The organism is Aeromonas sp. R4-1, from assembly GCF_040908325.1.
Lineage (GTDB): Bacteria > Pseudomonadota > Gammaproteobacteria > Enterobacterales > Aeromonadaceae > Aeromonas > Aeromonas veronii.
Genome location: NZ_JBFODM010000010.1, coordinates 1 through 13,970, shown reverse-complemented (window position 1 = coordinate 13,970; position 13,970 = coordinate 1). Strand labels below are relative to the sequence as shown.

The window sequence follows — 13,970 nt, the reverse complement described above, 5'->3', positions numbered from 1 at the left end:
TGGCGGTGAGGGAGGGATTCGAACCCTCGATACGTTGCCGTATACACACTTTCCAGGCGTGCTCCTTCAGCCACTCGGACACCTCACCAAATTTTCGTTCGCTGCGCTGTTGCGCTGGAACGGGGCGTAATTTAGGGGAAAGGACTGTGTGGGTCAACCTCTTTTCCCCTTATTTTTCATAATCTTTTCCGAATGCCTAACCCTTGCGCAGAATGCCGGTTTTTTAAACCGGATCAGGGCTTGTCGAGGATGATCAGGCTGTCCGGCAGCTCGTTTTGAGCCCGGGTGGCCGGGAAGGCATCGGTCAGAATGGCGCTAACGCGCTCTACGCACTCCAGAAAACCCTGTTCGATCTCCTTGTTGCGCACTCGCGCCACGAAGTCGTCGATGATCTCCTGCCACTGGCCGTTGTCGATATGCTGGGCGATGCCATCATCCACCAGTATTTCTACATAGTGTTCGGCGGCCGAGACGAAGATCAGCACCCCGAGCCGGTCGCGGGTGCGGTGCAGCCCCTGCTCGACAAATTGCAGGCGAGCCATCAGGGCCGCCCGGTGCTGGCGAACCTTCTTCGGGATGAGCCGCATCTTGATGGGGGTCCAGTGGAACAGCAGGCTCAGCAGCAGCCAGACCGACCACTGCACCAGCAGGATTTCGTACCAACCGAGCCAGAAGCCGAGCTGGAACACCAGCAGCGGGGTGAGCATCGCCAGCAGCGCCGCCCAGAGGGTGGGAATGTAGCGATAGCCATCGCTGGCCGGGGCCAGCACGGTGACCAGTTCAGCATCAGTCTCTAGCTCCGCTTCGCGCACCTTGGCCTGAAGCGTGTGGAAGAACTGTTTAGAAATCATGATTTGTCTCTTTACTCCTGTTACCAGCCACCGGAGGCTCCGCCACCGCCAAAACTGCCGCCGCCACCGCTGAATCCGCCGCCGGAGCGACCACCAAAGGAGCCGGCACCCAATCCACCGGCCATGTAGGCCGACCGACGTCGTCCTCCCGGACCACCGCCGCCACCCCCGCGCAGGTTGTGGAGCACGATCATCGCAATCACCACCAGAATAAACAGCCAGGGGCCGCCACCGTTGTCACTCTTTGGCTGCTCGACCGGCTGATACTCTCCGGCGAGTGCCTTCATGATGCTCTGGCTGCCCGCCATGATCCCGGCCACCATATCGCCGCGCTTGAAGGCGGGCAGGATGCGGCCATGGATGATGTTGGCTGCGATGGCGTCGGGCAGGGCGCCTTCCAATCCATAGCCTACCTCGATGCGAACCTTGCGCTCATCCTGGGCGATCAGCAACAGCACGCCATTGTTTTTGCCTTTCTGGCCGATCCCCCAGTGGCGACCGAGCTGGTAGCCGTACTCCTCGATGGTCTCCCCATCGAGGCTGTCGACGGAGACCACCACCAGCTGGATACCGCTGCGCTTTTCAAAGGCGGCCAGCTGTTGGGTCAGTTGATGGGCCTGTTTGCGGGACATAAGACTGGCTTCATCCACCACCCGTCCGCTCAGCGTCGGGAAGTCCGGCGCCGCTTGCAGGGCACTGGCCCAGAGCAGCAGACAGGGAAGAAACCAGCGCAGCATCATCTTCATTGGAAGCTGACCTTGGGCGCCTCATCGGCACCGGGTTTGGCACTGAAACTGGGTTTGGCTTCCAGATCCGAGTAGAGCAACTTGGACCAGATGACGCCGGGGAAGGTGCGGATCTCGGTATTGAACTGGCGTACCGCCTCGATATAGTCGCGGCGTGCCACCGAGATGCGGTTCTCGGTTCCTTCCAGTTGGGCCTGCAGGGCAAGGAACTGCTGATCCGCTTTCAGCTCGGGGTAGCGCTCTACCACCACCATCAGGCGAGAGAGGGCGCTGGAGAGCTGGTTCTGCGCCGCTTCAAACTCCTTGAGCTGGGCAGGATCGCTCACCTGCACGCTGCCTACCCGGGCACGGGCATCGGTGACCGCCTTGAGGGTCTCCTGCTCATGGCTGGCGTAGCCCTTGACGGTGGCGACCAGATTGGGAATGAGATCGGCACGGCGCTGATACTGGTTCTCCACCTGTCCCCAGCTCGCCTTGACCTGCTCATCCAGGGTCGGAATGTTGTTCATGCCGCAGCCGGTCAGGCCGAGCAGCAGGGTCAGGGTCAACAGGCTCTGCGTGGTTCTGCGCCAGAGTGATGTGGCCATCTTGTTGTTCTCCTTTGGTATTTCGAGTCGATAGTGCGCCATGGATGGTGTACGACCAAGAGTGCATCACCATACCAGCTTGGGGTCAGTTGCCACAACGCGCAGGTAGCTCAGGTCGCTTGTTGATGCCGGATACCTTGGGCAGCTGGGGCTTGTCTTTGAGCCAGGATGCCAGCTCTTCCCCGCAGCCATTGCCGGGCGGAATGGGGGCCTGAGGTTCACAATCGGGGCTGCCTGCCGGGCAGCGCAGCCGCACATGGAAGTGGCTGAAGTGGCCCACCCAGGGGCGTAGCTTGGCGACCCAGGGTTCGTTACCAGCCTGCTGGCAGACCGCGGATTTGATCACCGGATTGACGAAGATGCGGGCCACCTCGGGTTTGCTGGCCGCCAGCCGCAGCAGGGTGAGCTGCTGGGGGCCAAAGCGGCCCGGTAACATCTTGTAGCTGGGTTCGTCGATCAGCGCCCACTCCTTGGGGGCATCCTGCTCCCATTTGCTGATGGGACGGTTGGCCATGCGAAACCAGATATCGGCATCGAGTCCGGTCTGATGGCTTCGATGGCCGGAGGTAAAGGGGCCGCCCCGAGCCATCGCCAGATCGGCGATGTAGAGATCCGGCAGCCCGGCCATGCGGGTCTGGTTAGCCAGCGCTTGCAGATAGTGGATGAGGTCGGGGTGGCCGTAGTAGCGCAACCGTTTGGTGCGGATCACCTGATAACCTGGCCCTTCGAGGGGCAGGGATACGCCGTTTTTCAGGCAACCGGCGGCATAACCACCGATGGCTTCCGCTTGCAATACAGTCGCCAGCAACAGGGACGTCAGCATGTGCGTGCTCCTTGTCTTGCTTCGAGTCGGCTCAGTAGTACGAACAGACTCAAACATATAAATAAATAGGCTGCGGCCACCAGCAGCCAGATCTCGTAGACCAGTCCGCTGGAGTTGGCCATCTCGGTGCCGACGAAGGTGAGCTCCTGCACCGAGATAAGGGAAACGATGGCGGTATCCTTCACCAGCGCGATGAGCTGACCGGTGAGGGGGGGCAACATCAGCAGCATGGCCTGCGGCAGGATCACATGGCGCAGCCGCACCCAGGGAGAGAGCCCGAGGCTCTGCGCCGCCTCCCACTGGCCACGGGGGATAGCGGCCAGCCCGGCGCGGACGATCTCGGCGACGAAGGCTGCGCTGATCATGCCAACGCAGAGGGTGCCTGAGATGAGGTTTTCCCAGCGGGCAGGTGGGCCAAACAGCGCCTCTTGCCACGGGGAGAGTGATACGGTGCCGAGCCAGCGGGAGAGGCCGCTCGAAGGCAGCAGCTGGTTGGCGATAAAGAAGTAGAAGATGAAGATAAAGACCAGCGGCGGCAGATTGCGGATCAGCTGGATAAACAGGGTCGCGGGCATCACCAGCCAGGGGCGGCGGCTGAAGGCGGCTACCCCCAGCGCAGTACCGAGCAGCAGCGCCAGCACCATGCCGAGCAGGGCGATGCGCAAGGTGGTGAGCAGACCGCTGAAAAAGTAGGGCAACTCGCCGTGAGGGCTGGGGGTGAACAGCAGGTCGAAGGCTTCATGCCAGTGCCACTGATAGGCCACCCCGATGTGCAGGCGGCTGGCCAGCCAGAGGCCAGCCAGCAGCAGGATCAGGGCGATCGCCCCATCCAGCCAGTTGATGTTCCGACATGGCCCACGGACGATGCGTCGGATGGTCTCTTTTAGAGCAATCAGCATCAGGGGTTGGCGACCTGCGCTTCCCACGCCAGCGATTTGAACCAGTAGTCATGGCGCGCCTTGAGCCAGCCATCGGCCTGACGGGCGGCGATCCACTCGTTGAACTGTTCAGCCAGGGCATCATCCCCCTTGCGCAGGGCAAAGCCTTCATCGCCTTGTGCCAACGGCTCGGCAAACGGCATAAAGAGGGCATCCGGGTGGCGCAGCGCCTCTTGTTCGGGTTTCGGGGAAGAGGAGAGGGCGCCGTGGGCGCGGCCGTTCAGCACCTCCTGAAATACCTGTGACTCGTCATCAAACTGGCGCAGGGTGGCCTTGGGGAAGTGTTCTTTTGCCACCTGTACCGGTGAGGCGCCACGGCGTACCGCCAGGATCACCCCGCGCTGGTTGAAGTCCGCCACGGTTTTCTTCTCTTTGGCCATGGTGCTGGAGGCGGCCAGCTGCACCCCCGAATGGGAGTAGGCCTGGGTGAAGCGCACGCTCTTCTCCCGCTCGGGGGTGATGGTGAGGCCGCCGATGATGACGTCATACTTTTTCGCCAGCAGGGAGGGGATGATGCCATCCCAGGCGGTAGGCACGAACTCTACCTGCCAGCCGTTATCTGTGGCGAGGCGACGGGCCACGTCAATCTCGAAACCGATCAGGGCCCCCTGCTTGTCGCGCATCGCCCAGGGGGCGAAGGTGGACATGCCGACCCGCAGGGTACCGCTCTGCTCGATCTGTGCCTGGGTGTCGGAGGGGGCAGTTTGTGCCAGTGCCGGAGTGAGCAGGCTTGTCAGTAGCAGGGCAGCGCCCGACAGGGTGGTCTTGAATGACAGATTCATGGTTAGCGTCCTTGTTGATCCGGATTCAGGTGACGGGCCAGCGCCCGCGAACAGGCTGACAGCGTCAGGGTTAACAGCAAATAGAGGGCAGCTACGGTAAACCACACCTCAAAGGTCAGAAACGTATCGGCAACCAGAGTACGCCCTTCGTTGGTCAGATCGAAGATGGCGATCACACTCACCAGCGCCGAATGTTTGATAAGGGAGACCAGCTCGTTGGTGAGCGGCGGCAAGGTGATGCGCACCAGCTGGGGCAGGATCACCTTGCGCAGGGTGATGGTTCGCGACAAGCCAAGAGAGTGGGCCGCCTCCCACTGTCCTTTGGGAATGGCCTGTACGCCTGCACGCAAGACCTCGGCGGTGAAGGCACCCTGATAGAGGGAGAGGCTCAACACGGCGCAGGCAAGGGGGGCCAATCCCAGCATGGGGCCAAGCAAGAAATAGAGAATATAGAGTTGCACCAGCTGGGGCGTGGTGCGCACCAGCGCCAGATAGGCGATGGCGAGCCAGGGGCCGAGCCGGGAGGGGACCAGCCGCAGGCTGACCACGCACACCCCGATCGCCAGAGTGCCCAGCAGACTGAGCAGCGCCACCTGCAAAGTGACCAGCAGGCCGTTTAGCAAGGGGCCGGCATAAAAGGTTCCCTCATCCCATTCGCCGAGAAAGGGCAACACCCGCGGCCACTGCCACTCATAGCCCATCTGGCGAGCGCCGCTATAGAGCGCCCAGCCCAGTAGCGCACAGAGCATCACAGTGCCTGACAACCAGCCGAGCAGGCGGGGGCGATTGAGCCTAGCCATGATAGCTGAGCACCTGTTCGAGGAAGGCCCGGGTACGCGGGTGACGAGGGGCGTTGAACAGCTGGGCGGGCGGGGCCGACTCGATGATTTTCCCCTCATCCATAAAGAGCACCCGATCCGCCACTTGACGGGCAAAGCCCATCTCGTGAGTGACGCAGATCAGGGTCATCCCCTCGTCAGCCAGCTCGCGGATCACATCGAGCACTTCGCGGATCATCTCGGGATCGAGGGCGGAGGTGGGCTCGTCAAACAGCATCAGCTCGGGTTGCATGCAGAGGGAGCGGGCGATGGCGACCCGCTGCTGCTGGCCGCCGGATAGCTGGTGGGGGTACTTGTCGGCCTGCGCCTGAATGCGCACCCGCTCGAGCAGCCCGAGCGCTCGGGCTCTGGCCTCCTGAGGGCGCAACCCCAGGGTATGCACCGGCGCCACCATCAGGTTCTCCAGCACCGTCATATGGGGGAAGAGGTTGAACTGCTGAAACACCATGCCGACCCGACCTTGCAGGCGACGCAAGTAGGCGGGGGTTACCGGCTCGCCAAACAGGAATAGCTGGCCGCCATCGATCCCCTCCAGCCCGTTGATGGTGCGGATCAGGGTCGATTTTCCCGAGCCTGACGGGCCACAGATGACCCACTTCTCTCCCCGTTCAATGGTGAGATCGATGTGATGAAGAGCCTGAAAGTCGCCATAGAATTTGTCGACGCCACAAAAGCGCACACAGGGTTGCGAGCTGGTCAAGAAGCGGGTTCCACTGAGAATCATTTACGCCATGGTATTGATTTTATAGGGGGATGACAAAGAAAACCCCCTTGTCAGCATCCTGATGCCTATTCACAATGGCGCCATTTCGTGATGACAGGAGCTTTTCATGCGTATTACATCCTTGCTTGCCGGTTCCCAGGTGCAGCTGTTGATGCCGCCAGCGGTTCGCTATCGCTGCGTCATTTTTCTGTTGTTGCTGGTGAGTTGGGGCGTGGTGGCGGCCTCCTTGTGGGATGGTTGGGGCGCCATGGCGCTGCTCAACTGGGTGGGCGTGGTCTTTGGTGGCATCACCGGGATCATGGTGTCGCTGCCCCGCAGCTGGCAGCCCTGGCGCCTGGCGGAGCTGGGGTGGGATGAACAGCATATCTATCTGCTCAATGGCAACAAGGATGAAGCGCTGGCACTGCCCCGCAGTCAGTTGGTGGCGCTCGAACGGGAGCGGCGAGTGGGTCACGACGGCCAGTGGCTCGACTTCAGCCTCGATCTGCAACTGAGTGAAGAGGAGCTGGCGGCGGCCATGGCCTTGCTGGATCTCAAGGCGGGGGAGCTCCATCTGGTGAGCCCGTCTGTCTATCGCTTCGGCTTTAAACGGGCCTGGCACGGTCGCCGGATGCTGGCGCAACGGTTGTCAGATCTGCAATCGGCCTGAGTCGACTATTTTCTCGACAATTCCCGGCAAAGCTCAGATACTGCCAGTGACTCGAATTGATCTTGTCTGCACTGTTAACCCAAGAGATCAATCACTTGACGACTGTGTGGAGAAGGCCACGGCATGAAGCCATGGCAGGTCCGGCATAGGGGTTGTGCCCTTACCGTTATGCTGGGAATTGCATAGAGAAGGCACCTTGAATCGAGAGTGGATGGCATGAAGATTTACGTAGGAAATCTGTCGTACCGGATGACGGCCGACGAACTGAAAACCCTGTTCAGCCAGTTTGGACAGGTCGACAAGGTTGATATCATCATCGACCGCGATACCGGCCAGTCAAAGGGGTTTGGTTTTATTGAAATGCCGGTCAATGGTGATGCCGAAAAGGCTATCGCTGGTCTGCATGGCACAGAAGTCGGTGGCCGTACCATCACCGTCAACCAGGCCAAACCGAAGACAGATGCTCCCCGTGGTCGCCCGCAACAGCGCCACCGCTAAGGTACCTCGGCAATAAATAAACGGCATGGGTTTCCCCCATGCCGTTTTTGTTTCTGGACGTTTTGTTGTTATCAGGGGACGTCGTAACCGAGCGCCGCCTTGCGGATGCGGAACCACTGCTGGCGATTGAGGACGATGGATTCGGCGGCCACGGCGGCAGCAATCCGCTCCCGCTTGCCGGAGCCAATCAATGGCAGCGGCTGGCTTGGCAGCATCATTACCCAGGCGTAGACCACCTGCTCGATAGTCTGGGCGCCCACTTCCTGACGGATCTGCTCCAGTTCGGCACGCAGCGGGGCATTGGCGTCATCGCAGAACAGTCGGCCACCGCCGAGACATGACCAGGCCATCGGCTTGATGCCAAGCTGCTGGCACTGATCCAGGGTACCATCGAGGGTCCCTTCCTGATGAAGCGGCGAGATCTCCAGCTGGTTGGTGACCAGCGGGAAGGGGAGGCGCGATTGCAGTAGCTCGAACTGACGGGCGGTGAAGTTGGATACCCCAGCGTGCTTGATCTTGCCCGCCTGTTTCAGGGTGATAAAGGCGTCGGCCACTTCATCTGCGTTCATCAGGGGATCCGGGCGGTGGATCAGCAGCAGGTCCAGATGGTCGGTGCCGAGCTTGCGCAGCGAGGCCTCGGCGCTGGCGATGATATGGTCCTTGCCGGTGTTGTAGTGGTTGAGAGCATGCTCCGGCTTGGCGGTGAGGGCGATACCGCACTTGGTGACGATCTCCATCCGGCTGCGCAGGGAAGGCTCGAGGCGTAGGGCGTGACCAAAGGCCTCTTCGCACTGGTAGCCACCATAGATATCGGCGTGATCGATGGTGGTGACCCCCAGATCCAGATGATATTTCATCAGATCGAGCAGAGCGGCCGGAGAGAGCTGCCACTCCATCAGGCGCCAGTAACCCATGATGAGGCGAGAGAAGGTGGGGCCTTGCGGATGCAGGGCGACACGGGATACAGACATGGTTGACTCCTTGAAAAACACGATGCGAAAACGATGTGCAACATAGATGACTGCGGGCATCTTGGCCTCATGTGGCTGGCAAAGCAATAATGGGCAGTGGCATGATTCGAACTTTGGTTCTGATCGCAGAGTAGGGGAGAGAGTTGGATGGAAGGATTTGCCGAGCGCTTGCAGAGCCTGATCGGGGAGATGAGCGTGAGCGCTTTTGCCCGCAAGGTGGGGCTCAGTGAAGCGCTGATCCGCAAATATTTGAAGGGAGCCGAGCCTGGCCTGGCGCGGGCCAACCAGATCGCCATGGGGGCCAACTGCTCGCTGGAGTGGCTGGCAACCGGCTGCGGTTATCTCTACCGTCAGGCGGAAGTGGTAGACAGGGAGGCGCTGGCAGCGGCGCAGCTACTGCTGGGCGAGCAGCAACCCGGGGTGGGGCTGCCCGATGAGGAGGCACTGGTCACCCTGCTCGCCTATTACCAGTTTTTGCGCACCCACAAGAAAGCTGACGGTTTTCTCGACTTGGCGCTGGCGCGGGAGTTTGGTCGCCATCTGGGGGAAGCGTGATGAGGGGCATATTACCCTTTGGTCGTGTCACGGCCGGTTGATTATTCTGATACGCTCTAAGCAAGATAACTCTCCATGGAATGGGCGATGAGCTACTTGATCCTCGGAAGCGGTGCGCTGGGCTCGGCGCTGGCAAGAGAGCTGATGGCAAGGGGAGAGTCCTTCCTTCTGGCCGGGCGCACCTATCCAAAAGGGATCGAGATGGGGGCCTTCTTCCCGCTGCAAGAGGTGGACGCCATCTCGTTCGACGCCCTGTTTACCCTCTACGACACCGATCCGCTCCCCACTGTGGTGATCAACACCATCGGCGTGTTGCACGATGTCAGCTTTATGCCGGAGCGACGGGTCGAAGAGGTGCACCCCAAGTGGCTGTGCGACAGCCTGCTTGCCAATGCCTGGCCAACGCTGGCGCTGGCTGCCCGTTTCAGCCGGTTGATGGGTAATGACCATCCACTGTGGCTCTGTGCCATCTCTGATCTGGCGGGCTCCATCACCTCCAATCTGGAGGGGGGACGTTACAGCTACCGGATGAGCAAGGCGGCCCTCGACATGGGGGTGAAAACTCTGGCCCTCGAGTGGGCGCAGCGTTTCCCGCAAGCAGGGGTGGTAGCCGTTGCGCCCGGCTTGATGGACTCCCCGATGAATACCCCCTTTCTGAGCGAGTTGCCCGCGGATCAATTGCAGGATCCTGCCGAGGTGGCGGTGAAACTGCTCAATCTCATCAAGGGGTTATCGTTGACCCAATCGGGTCAGCTACTGGATCTCAACGGTCAGCCGCTGCCTTGGTAAATCCCGCCTGCGGGTTCTATGGACGTCTATTGGCTTCACATTCTGCTCATGCGCCCCTTGCCAAGCGAGGGGCGCATGGCTAACGTCACTCCCCTGTTTCAGGAGGGATCTCATGCGCTATATCGATTTACGAAGTGACACCGTCACCCAGCCTACTGACGCCATGCGTCAAGCCATGCTCCACGCCGAAGTCGGTGACGATGTCTATGGTGAAGATCCGGGCGTCAACGCGCTGGAGGCCTTTGGGGCCAGATTGCTGGGCAAACAGGCGGCGCTGTTTGTGCCGTCCGGCACCATGTCCAATCTGTTGGCGGTGATGAGCCACTGTCAGCGCGGTGAGGGGGCCATCCTCGGCAACGCCGCTCACATCTATCGCTATGAAGCGCAGGGGAGTGCCGTGCTGGGCTCTGTAGCCCTGCAACCCTTGCCGATGCAGCGCGATGGCACGCTGGCATTCGATGATATCAAAGCTGCGCTGGCCCCTGATGATGCCCACTTCGTCCAGACTCGCCTGATCTGCCTTGAGAACACCCACAACGGCAAGGTGCTGCCGCTCTCCTATCTGCAGGAGATGGGGGCATTCGTTGCCGAGCGCGGTTTGAAGCTTCATCTCGATGGCGCCCGGCTCTTTAACGCCGCCGTGGCCAGCGAGACCCCGGTCGAGGTGATCGCTGCACCGTTTGACAGTATCTCGATTTGTCTCTCCAAGGGGTTGGGCGCACCGGTGGGCTCGCTGCTGGTGGGCAGCCACGATTTCATCGCCCGTGCGCGCCGCCTACGCAAGATGCTGGGAGGTGGCATGCGTCAGGCGGGGATTCTGGCGCAAGCCGGTCTGTTTGCCCTCGAGCAGCACGTGACCCGTCTGGCCGATGATCACCGCCGTGCCAAACGGCTGGCCGAAGGATTGGCTGCACTGCCGGGCATCGAGCTCGACCTCTCGCTGGTGCAGAGCAACATGGTGTTCCTGCGGCTGCATGAGGGGGAATCGGCCCCTCTGCTCGCTTTTATGAAGGAGCGGGGGATCCTCTTCTCCGGTTACGGCGAGCTGCGGCTGGTGACCCATCTGCAAATCAACGATGACGATATTGAAGAGGTGATCGACGCCTTCACCGAGTATCTCGGAGCGCGTTGAGACGGCTGGTCAGGTAGAGGTTATACCGATACCTGTTTATACCGAAATAACAGAGGGCGCCGCGGCGCCCTCTGTTATTTGCAGCAAGCTCAAGCCTGCCGCTGGCCGCTCATCAGCATGGCCTCATCGGTGGCGTCGTAGATCATCACCGCGATGTGGGTCACCTGACCGCCGAAATCGACCAGTGGCACCAGCGTCAGGTTCTGGAACATATGGGGGGCCGAGCCGGTAATGGGGCGATAGTTGGAGAAACGCAGCAGATAGGGCTTCTGCTCCCAGGTGCTGAAGGCGCGGTTGTTGAGCTTGAAGACCATGTTGGCCTTGCGCTCGAACCAGGTTCTGTCCACATCGGGGAAGAGCTCGAACAGTACGCCATCGCGCACGTCACTGGCCAGTCGGCCGCTGTGGCTCTCCATAAAGCCGTTCCACACCTGTACCTTGTACTCCTTGTCGAGCACTACCAGGCCTACGTCCAGGTTCTGGACTATGTTCATCAACCAATGAAATTCACGGATTTCCATAGTCACTCCTAGAGCATGTGCATGATTTTGTTGTTCATGGTGGCGATGGAATCTTCGGTAAACAGCAGCAGCAGATCACACTGCACCGCGTAATCCTGGATCCGGTAGTTGATCTCGATGGCGAGCGTGCGGCGCCAGCGACTCTTGTTAGTGTTGATCAGCTCGTTGATGGGTCTGTGCTGGCCGAGCACCACCGGGTGGCCCTGACTGAAGGGGGTGTCGAGCTGGTTGGCGTAGCCGCGCAGGAAGGCGCCGATCAGCACGTTGGCGGTATCCATCAACAGCTCCAGTTCGGCGGTGCGATCCAGCGTCCCCTGATGGTTCATCAGCTTGGCCAAATCTTTGAAGCTGGAGTCATGGAACAGGATCAGCGCTTCACCGGCGATCCCCGCTCCGATAAACCCCTGACAGACGGCGGAGAGGGTATCTGAATCCGCAGCGGCCGAGAGGGCCATATGCAACTCTGATACTTCCAGTACGTTGACGTTGGGGATAGGCAGTACCACGAAGGCTTTGAGCAGACGAGCCAGCAAGTCGGCCGCCTGACCCATGGAGACGTTGGCCAGCTCCTGATAGACATCGCGGATTTCGGGGGTGATCTTGACGCCTGCATCGGCTACCACGCCGCTTGTCAGCTGCTCGGGGGTGCTTGGTTGACCGCTCGGGGCGGCACTCCAGAAATCATGCTTTTTGAGCAGGGCGAGCAGGGTCTCGGGGGCCGCGGGTTTCTTGATGAAATCGAGCGCCCCCAGCCCCATGACCCGTTGATAGGCCTCTGGCTGGATATCCCCGGAGACCACGATCACCTTGTTGCGCAGACCCTCCCGTTGGAGGGTCTCCAGTACGCCGTAACCGTCCATTTCCGGCATGGTCAGATCGAGGAAGATGAGATCGCCATGACCCATCAGCACCTGTTCGATCCCTTCGAGACCATTGGCTGCGTAGTGCAAATCGACTTTCCAGTCGGCCGGGAGCGCCCGCGCCAGCTGTTTGCGGGCGAACCCGGAGTCATCACATATCAATACATTCATGGCGTTAGGCAGGCTCTGTTGGCAAGGGATGCTATAAGTGTGGCCCGCTAACGGTCAGATGCAATGGGTGAGGCTATCACCTTGTGAAAATTGGTTGTCCCACTGCCGATTGCGATAGCGTGCTGAGTATTTTTCAACAAATTCAACGAACATCTTAACACGCAACGGAGCGAACTGGTGCTGGCAACACAACATGTAGAAGGGGCGATTGCCGGTTTGCCAGTCGGTCAGTACCGGCACCAGCTGCTCGTCATGGAGGAAGCTGCTCAGATAGTGCAGCGGGGCGTTGACGATCCCCAGATGACGTCGGGCTGCGCGTACCGCGGCCTGGGTCTGGTTGACGGTCAGTTTGGCGCTGCGTTTGATGCAGACGCTCTGGCCATCCTTGTCGGTCAGCTGCCAGTGCTGGTGAGGCCAGCAGTAGATGAGATCGTGCTCTTCCAGCTGGTTGGGATGGGAGGGGGTGCCCTTTTTGGTCAAATAGAGTGGTGAGGCAAACAGGCCGTACTCGATATGGCCGAGACAGATCGCATTTGGCAGCGACTGGGGCAGCTCACCGTTGAAGAACACCAGATCCCGATCATTGTCGAACAGGTGCTGGTGGTCATTGGTCTGGGTGATATCGAACTGTACCTCGGGATAGTGCAGCCCGAATTCGGCCAGCATATCGATGAGGATGGTGTTGGAGAGTGCGATCGGCGCAGCTATCCGGATAAGCCCGGTGATGTCGGCCTCTTGACCCTGGATCTCGCTGGTGGCCTGCTCGATTTGTGCGAGTGGCGTGCAGAGACGTTCGTAGTATCTGAGGCCATCATCGGTAAGGCGGAGCTTGCGGGTAGAGCGATGTAGCAGGGAGCAACCCAGTTGCTCTTCCAGCTGGGAAATGCGTCGACTGATGGTGCCTGTTGGCATGCCCAGTGCGGCTGCAGCGTGGGAGAATCCTCCCTCTTGCACCACCTTGACGAACAGGTAGAACTCTTCAATGTGCTTCATAAACGCTGTTCTGGGTGTAACAAGGGGGCAACCATAAAAAGAGCGTTCCGGGTTGGCAAGGGTAATTCAGCGTTTAATTGATCTGGATTCGATTTCTGTTGATACCAGTTATCCACCCGCCCGTCATCTCAGTTTCCCCACGCTGGTGATTATTTCGGCATGATGCCAAATGGTACTACGGCAGTGATGTTTGCCATATTCCCTGATTGATTCCGCTATAACCGCGAGCGAAGGCCGATATTGCAACCTGATGGAAGGGCGCCGGGTTGCTCTGCGTGCTCAGCTGGGGCAGTTTTCCATCCCCAGTCAATGTGATGCAGATCATATATTCGGGTTTTGATCATTGCCTGTTGAAAAATGAATTTGGGGTATATCAATTCCGCCTTAGTGAACTATTTTTGTCCGTTTTGGCGTTTTTTTGGCTGTTTATCCATCCGCTTGGTTAATTAAGGAAGGTGCGAATAAGCGGGGAAATTCTTCTCGGCTGACGCAGTCATTTCATTTCTTCATGTTTGAGCCGATTTTTTCTCCCGTAAATGCC

The 13,970-nt window shown here is 59.7% G+C and carries 17 protein-coding genes and 1 tRNA gene; 5 read left to right on the top strand and 13 right to left on the bottom strand.

What is annotated here, in order from left to right; genetic code table 11:
• The 9 genes from AB5Y90_RS01120 to AB5Y90_RS01080 form a co-directional block, all read right to left on the bottom strand.
• Nucleotides 1–88 (bottom strand) — tRNA-Ser (locus AB5Y90_RS01120).
• Nucleotides 89–233: 145 nt separating this feature from the next.
• On the bottom strand, nucleotides 234–851 hold the full coding sequence (locus AB5Y90_RS01115; protein ID WP_043823719.1) for a TPM domain-containing protein: 618 nt from the start codon (nucleotides 849–851) through the stop codon (nucleotides 234–236).
• A 20-nt stretch (nucleotides 852–871) separates the two neighbouring features.
• Complete coding sequence (locus AB5Y90_RS01110; protein WP_005346567.1) at nucleotides 872–1,597, bottom strand: YgcG family protein; 726 nt, start codon at nucleotides 1,595–1,597, stop codon at nucleotides 872–874.
• Nucleotides 1,594–2,184, bottom strand: a complete 591-nt coding sequence (locus tag AB5Y90_RS01105) for a LemA family protein (protein WP_005346564.1) — start codon at nucleotides 2,182–2,184, stop codon at nucleotides 1,594–1,596. Before AB5Y90_RS01105 ends, AB5Y90_RS01110 begins: the two co-directional genes overlap by 4 nt.
• A gap of 85 nt (nucleotides 2,185–2,269) precedes the next feature.
• Nucleotides 2,270–3,007, bottom strand: a complete 738-nt coding sequence (gene mepA / locus AB5Y90_RS01100) for a penicillin-insensitive murein endopeptidase (RefSeq protein WP_103251755.1) — start codon at nucleotides 3,005–3,007, stop codon at nucleotides 2,270–2,272.
• Entirely contained in the window at nucleotides 3,001–3,906 is a 906-nt protein-coding gene (locus tag AB5Y90_RS01095; RefSeq protein ID WP_257124754.1) for an amino acid ABC transporter permease, read from the bottom strand. Before AB5Y90_RS01095 ends, mepA begins: the two co-directional genes overlap by 7 nt.
• Nucleotides 3,906–4,727: a transporter substrate-binding domain-containing protein gene (locus AB5Y90_RS01090; protein WP_005351133.1), complete on the bottom strand. Its 822-nt coding sequence runs from the start codon at nucleotides 4,725–4,727 to the stop codon at nucleotides 3,906–3,908. The genes AB5Y90_RS01095 and AB5Y90_RS01090 overlap by 1 nt, the downstream gene beginning before the upstream one ends.
• A 2-nt stretch (nucleotides 4,728–4,729) precedes the next feature.
• Nucleotides 4,730–5,527, bottom strand: coding sequence for an amino acid ABC transporter permease (locus AB5Y90_RS01085; protein WP_064336642.1), 798 nt, complete (start codon nucleotides 5,525–5,527; stop codon nucleotides 4,730–4,732).
• Complete coding sequence (locus AB5Y90_RS01080; protein WP_307896648.1) at nucleotides 5,520–6,290, bottom strand: amino acid ABC transporter ATP-binding protein; 771 nt, start codon at nucleotides 6,288–6,290, stop codon at nucleotides 5,520–5,522. Before AB5Y90_RS01080 ends, AB5Y90_RS01085 begins: the two co-directional genes overlap by 8 nt.
• 106 nt (nucleotides 6,291–6,396) lie before the next feature.
• Here AB5Y90_RS01080 and AB5Y90_RS01075 point away from each other — a divergent pair, with 106 nt between their 5' ends.
• Both AB5Y90_RS01075 and AB5Y90_RS01070 read left to right on the top strand, forming a co-directional pair.
• Nucleotides 6,397–6,939, top strand: coding sequence for a hypothetical protein (locus AB5Y90_RS01075; protein WP_064340009.1), 543 nt, complete (start codon nucleotides 6,397–6,399; stop codon nucleotides 6,937–6,939).
• Nucleotides 6,940–7,155: 216 nt separating this feature from the next.
• Entirely contained in the window at nucleotides 7,156–7,437 is a 282-nt protein-coding gene (locus tag AB5Y90_RS01070) for an RNA-binding protein (RefSeq protein ID WP_005337180.1), read from the top strand.
• A gap of 71 nt (nucleotides 7,438–7,508) precedes the next feature.
• Here AB5Y90_RS01070 and AB5Y90_RS01065 read toward each other — a convergent pair whose 3' ends face one another.
• Complete coding sequence (locus AB5Y90_RS01065; RefSeq protein WP_307896649.1) at nucleotides 7,509–8,408, bottom strand: aldo/keto reductase family oxidoreductase; 900 nt, start codon at nucleotides 8,406–8,408, stop codon at nucleotides 7,509–7,511.
• A 147-nt stretch (nucleotides 8,409–8,555) separates the two neighbouring features.
• Here AB5Y90_RS01065 and AB5Y90_RS01060 point away from each other — a divergent pair, with 147 nt between their 5' ends.
• The 3 genes from AB5Y90_RS01060 to ltaE all read left to right on the top strand — a co-directional run bounded on the left by AB5Y90_RS01060 (nucleotide 8,556) and on the right by ltaE (nucleotide 10,884).
• Nucleotides 8,556–8,963: a helix-turn-helix transcriptional regulator gene (locus AB5Y90_RS01060; protein WP_005351138.1), complete on the top strand. Its 408-nt coding sequence runs from the start codon at nucleotides 8,556–8,558 to the stop codon at nucleotides 8,961–8,963.
• Nucleotides 8,964–9,050: 87 nt separating this feature from the next.
• A complete protein-coding gene (locus AB5Y90_RS01055) occupies nucleotides 9,051–9,752 on the top strand; it encodes a short-chain dehydrogenase (protein WP_307896650.1) in 702 nt (233 codons plus the stop codon).
• Nucleotides 9,753–9,864: 112 nt separating this feature from the next.
• A complete protein-coding gene (gene ltaE / locus AB5Y90_RS01050) occupies nucleotides 9,865–10,884 on the top strand; it encodes a low-specificity L-threonine aldolase (protein ID WP_069527969.1) in 1,020 nt (339 codons plus the stop codon).
• An 89-nt stretch (nucleotides 10,885–10,973) separates the two neighbouring features.
• Here ltaE and AB5Y90_RS01045 read toward each other — a convergent pair whose 3' ends face one another.
• From AB5Y90_RS01045 to AB5Y90_RS01035, 3 genes are read right to left on the bottom strand one after another with little or no spacing between them, the layout of a single operon-like run.
• Nucleotides 10,974–11,405, bottom strand: a complete 432-nt coding sequence (locus AB5Y90_RS01045) for a PAS domain-containing protein (protein WP_307896651.1) — start codon at nucleotides 11,403–11,405, stop codon at nucleotides 10,974–10,976.
• Between the two features lie 8 nt (nucleotides 11,406–11,413).
• Nucleotides 11,414–12,436, bottom strand: a complete 1,023-nt coding sequence (locus AB5Y90_RS01040) for a response regulator (RefSeq protein WP_307896652.1) — start codon at nucleotides 12,434–12,436, stop codon at nucleotides 11,414–11,416.
• Between the two features lie 54 nt (nucleotides 12,437–12,490).
• Nucleotides 12,491–13,429, bottom strand: coding sequence for a LysR family transcriptional regulator (locus AB5Y90_RS01035; protein WP_005337171.1), 939 nt, complete (start codon nucleotides 13,427–13,429; stop codon nucleotides 12,491–12,493).
• Nucleotides 13,430–13,970: the final 541 nt, after the last annotated feature.

Coding starts and splice junctions, on each gene's coding strand:
- AB5Y90_RS01115 (WP_043823719.1), bottom strand. CDS start 851: ATGATTTCTAAACAGTTCTTCCACACGCTTCAGGCCAAGGTGCGCGAA.
- AB5Y90_RS01110 (WP_005346567.1), bottom strand. CDS start 1,597: ATGAAGATGATGCTGCGCTGGTTTCTTCCCTGTCTGCTGCTCTGGGCC.
- AB5Y90_RS01105 (WP_005346564.1), bottom strand. CDS start 2,184: ATGGCCACATCACTCTGGCGCAGAACCACGCAGAGCCTGTTGACCCTG.
- mepA (WP_103251755.1), bottom strand. CDS start 3,007: ATGCTGACGTCCCTGTTGCTGGCGACTGTATTGCAAGCGGAAGCCATC.
- AB5Y90_RS01095 (WP_257124754.1), bottom strand. CDS start 3,906: ATGCTGATTGCTCTAAAAGAGACCATCCGACGCATCGTCCGTGGGCCA.
- AB5Y90_RS01090 (WP_005351133.1), bottom strand. CDS start 4,727: ATGAATCTGTCATTCAAGACCACCCTGTCGGGCGCTGCCCTGCTACTG.
- AB5Y90_RS01085 (WP_064336642.1), bottom strand. CDS start 5,527: ATGGCTAGGCTCAATCGCCCCCGCCTGCTCGGCTGGTTGTCAGGCACT.
- AB5Y90_RS01080 (WP_307896648.1), bottom strand. CDS start 6,290: ATGATTCTCAGTGGAACCCGCTTCTTGACCAGCTCGCAACCCTGTGTG.
- AB5Y90_RS01075 (WP_064340009.1), top strand. CDS start 6,397: ATGCGTATTACATCCTTGCTTGCCGGTTCCCAGGTGCAGCTGTTGATG.
- AB5Y90_RS01070 (WP_005337180.1), top strand. CDS start 7,156: ATGAAGATTTACGTAGGAAATCTGTCGTACCGGATGACGGCCGACGAA.
- AB5Y90_RS01065 (WP_307896649.1), bottom strand. CDS start 8,408: ATGTCTGTATCCCGTGTCGCCCTGCATCCGCAAGGCCCCACCTTCTCT.
- AB5Y90_RS01060 (WP_005351138.1), top strand. CDS start 8,556: ATGGAAGGATTTGCCGAGCGCTTGCAGAGCCTGATCGGGGAGATGAGC.
- AB5Y90_RS01055 (WP_307896650.1), top strand. CDS start 9,051: ATGAGCTACTTGATCCTCGGAAGCGGTGCGCTGGGCTCGGCGCTGGCA.
- ltaE (WP_069527969.1), top strand. CDS start 9,865: ATGCGCTATATCGATTTACGAAGTGACACCGTCACCCAGCCTACTGAC.
- AB5Y90_RS01045 (WP_307896651.1), bottom strand. CDS start 11,405: ATGGAAATCCGTGAATTTCATTGGTTGATGAACATAGTCCAGAACCTG.
- AB5Y90_RS01040 (WP_307896652.1), bottom strand. CDS start 12,436: ATGAATGTATTGATATGTGATGACTCCGGGTTCGCCCGCAAACAGCTG.
- AB5Y90_RS01035 (WP_005337171.1), bottom strand. CDS start 13,429: ATGAAGCACATTGAAGAGTTCTACCTGTTCGTCAAGGTGGTGCAAGAG.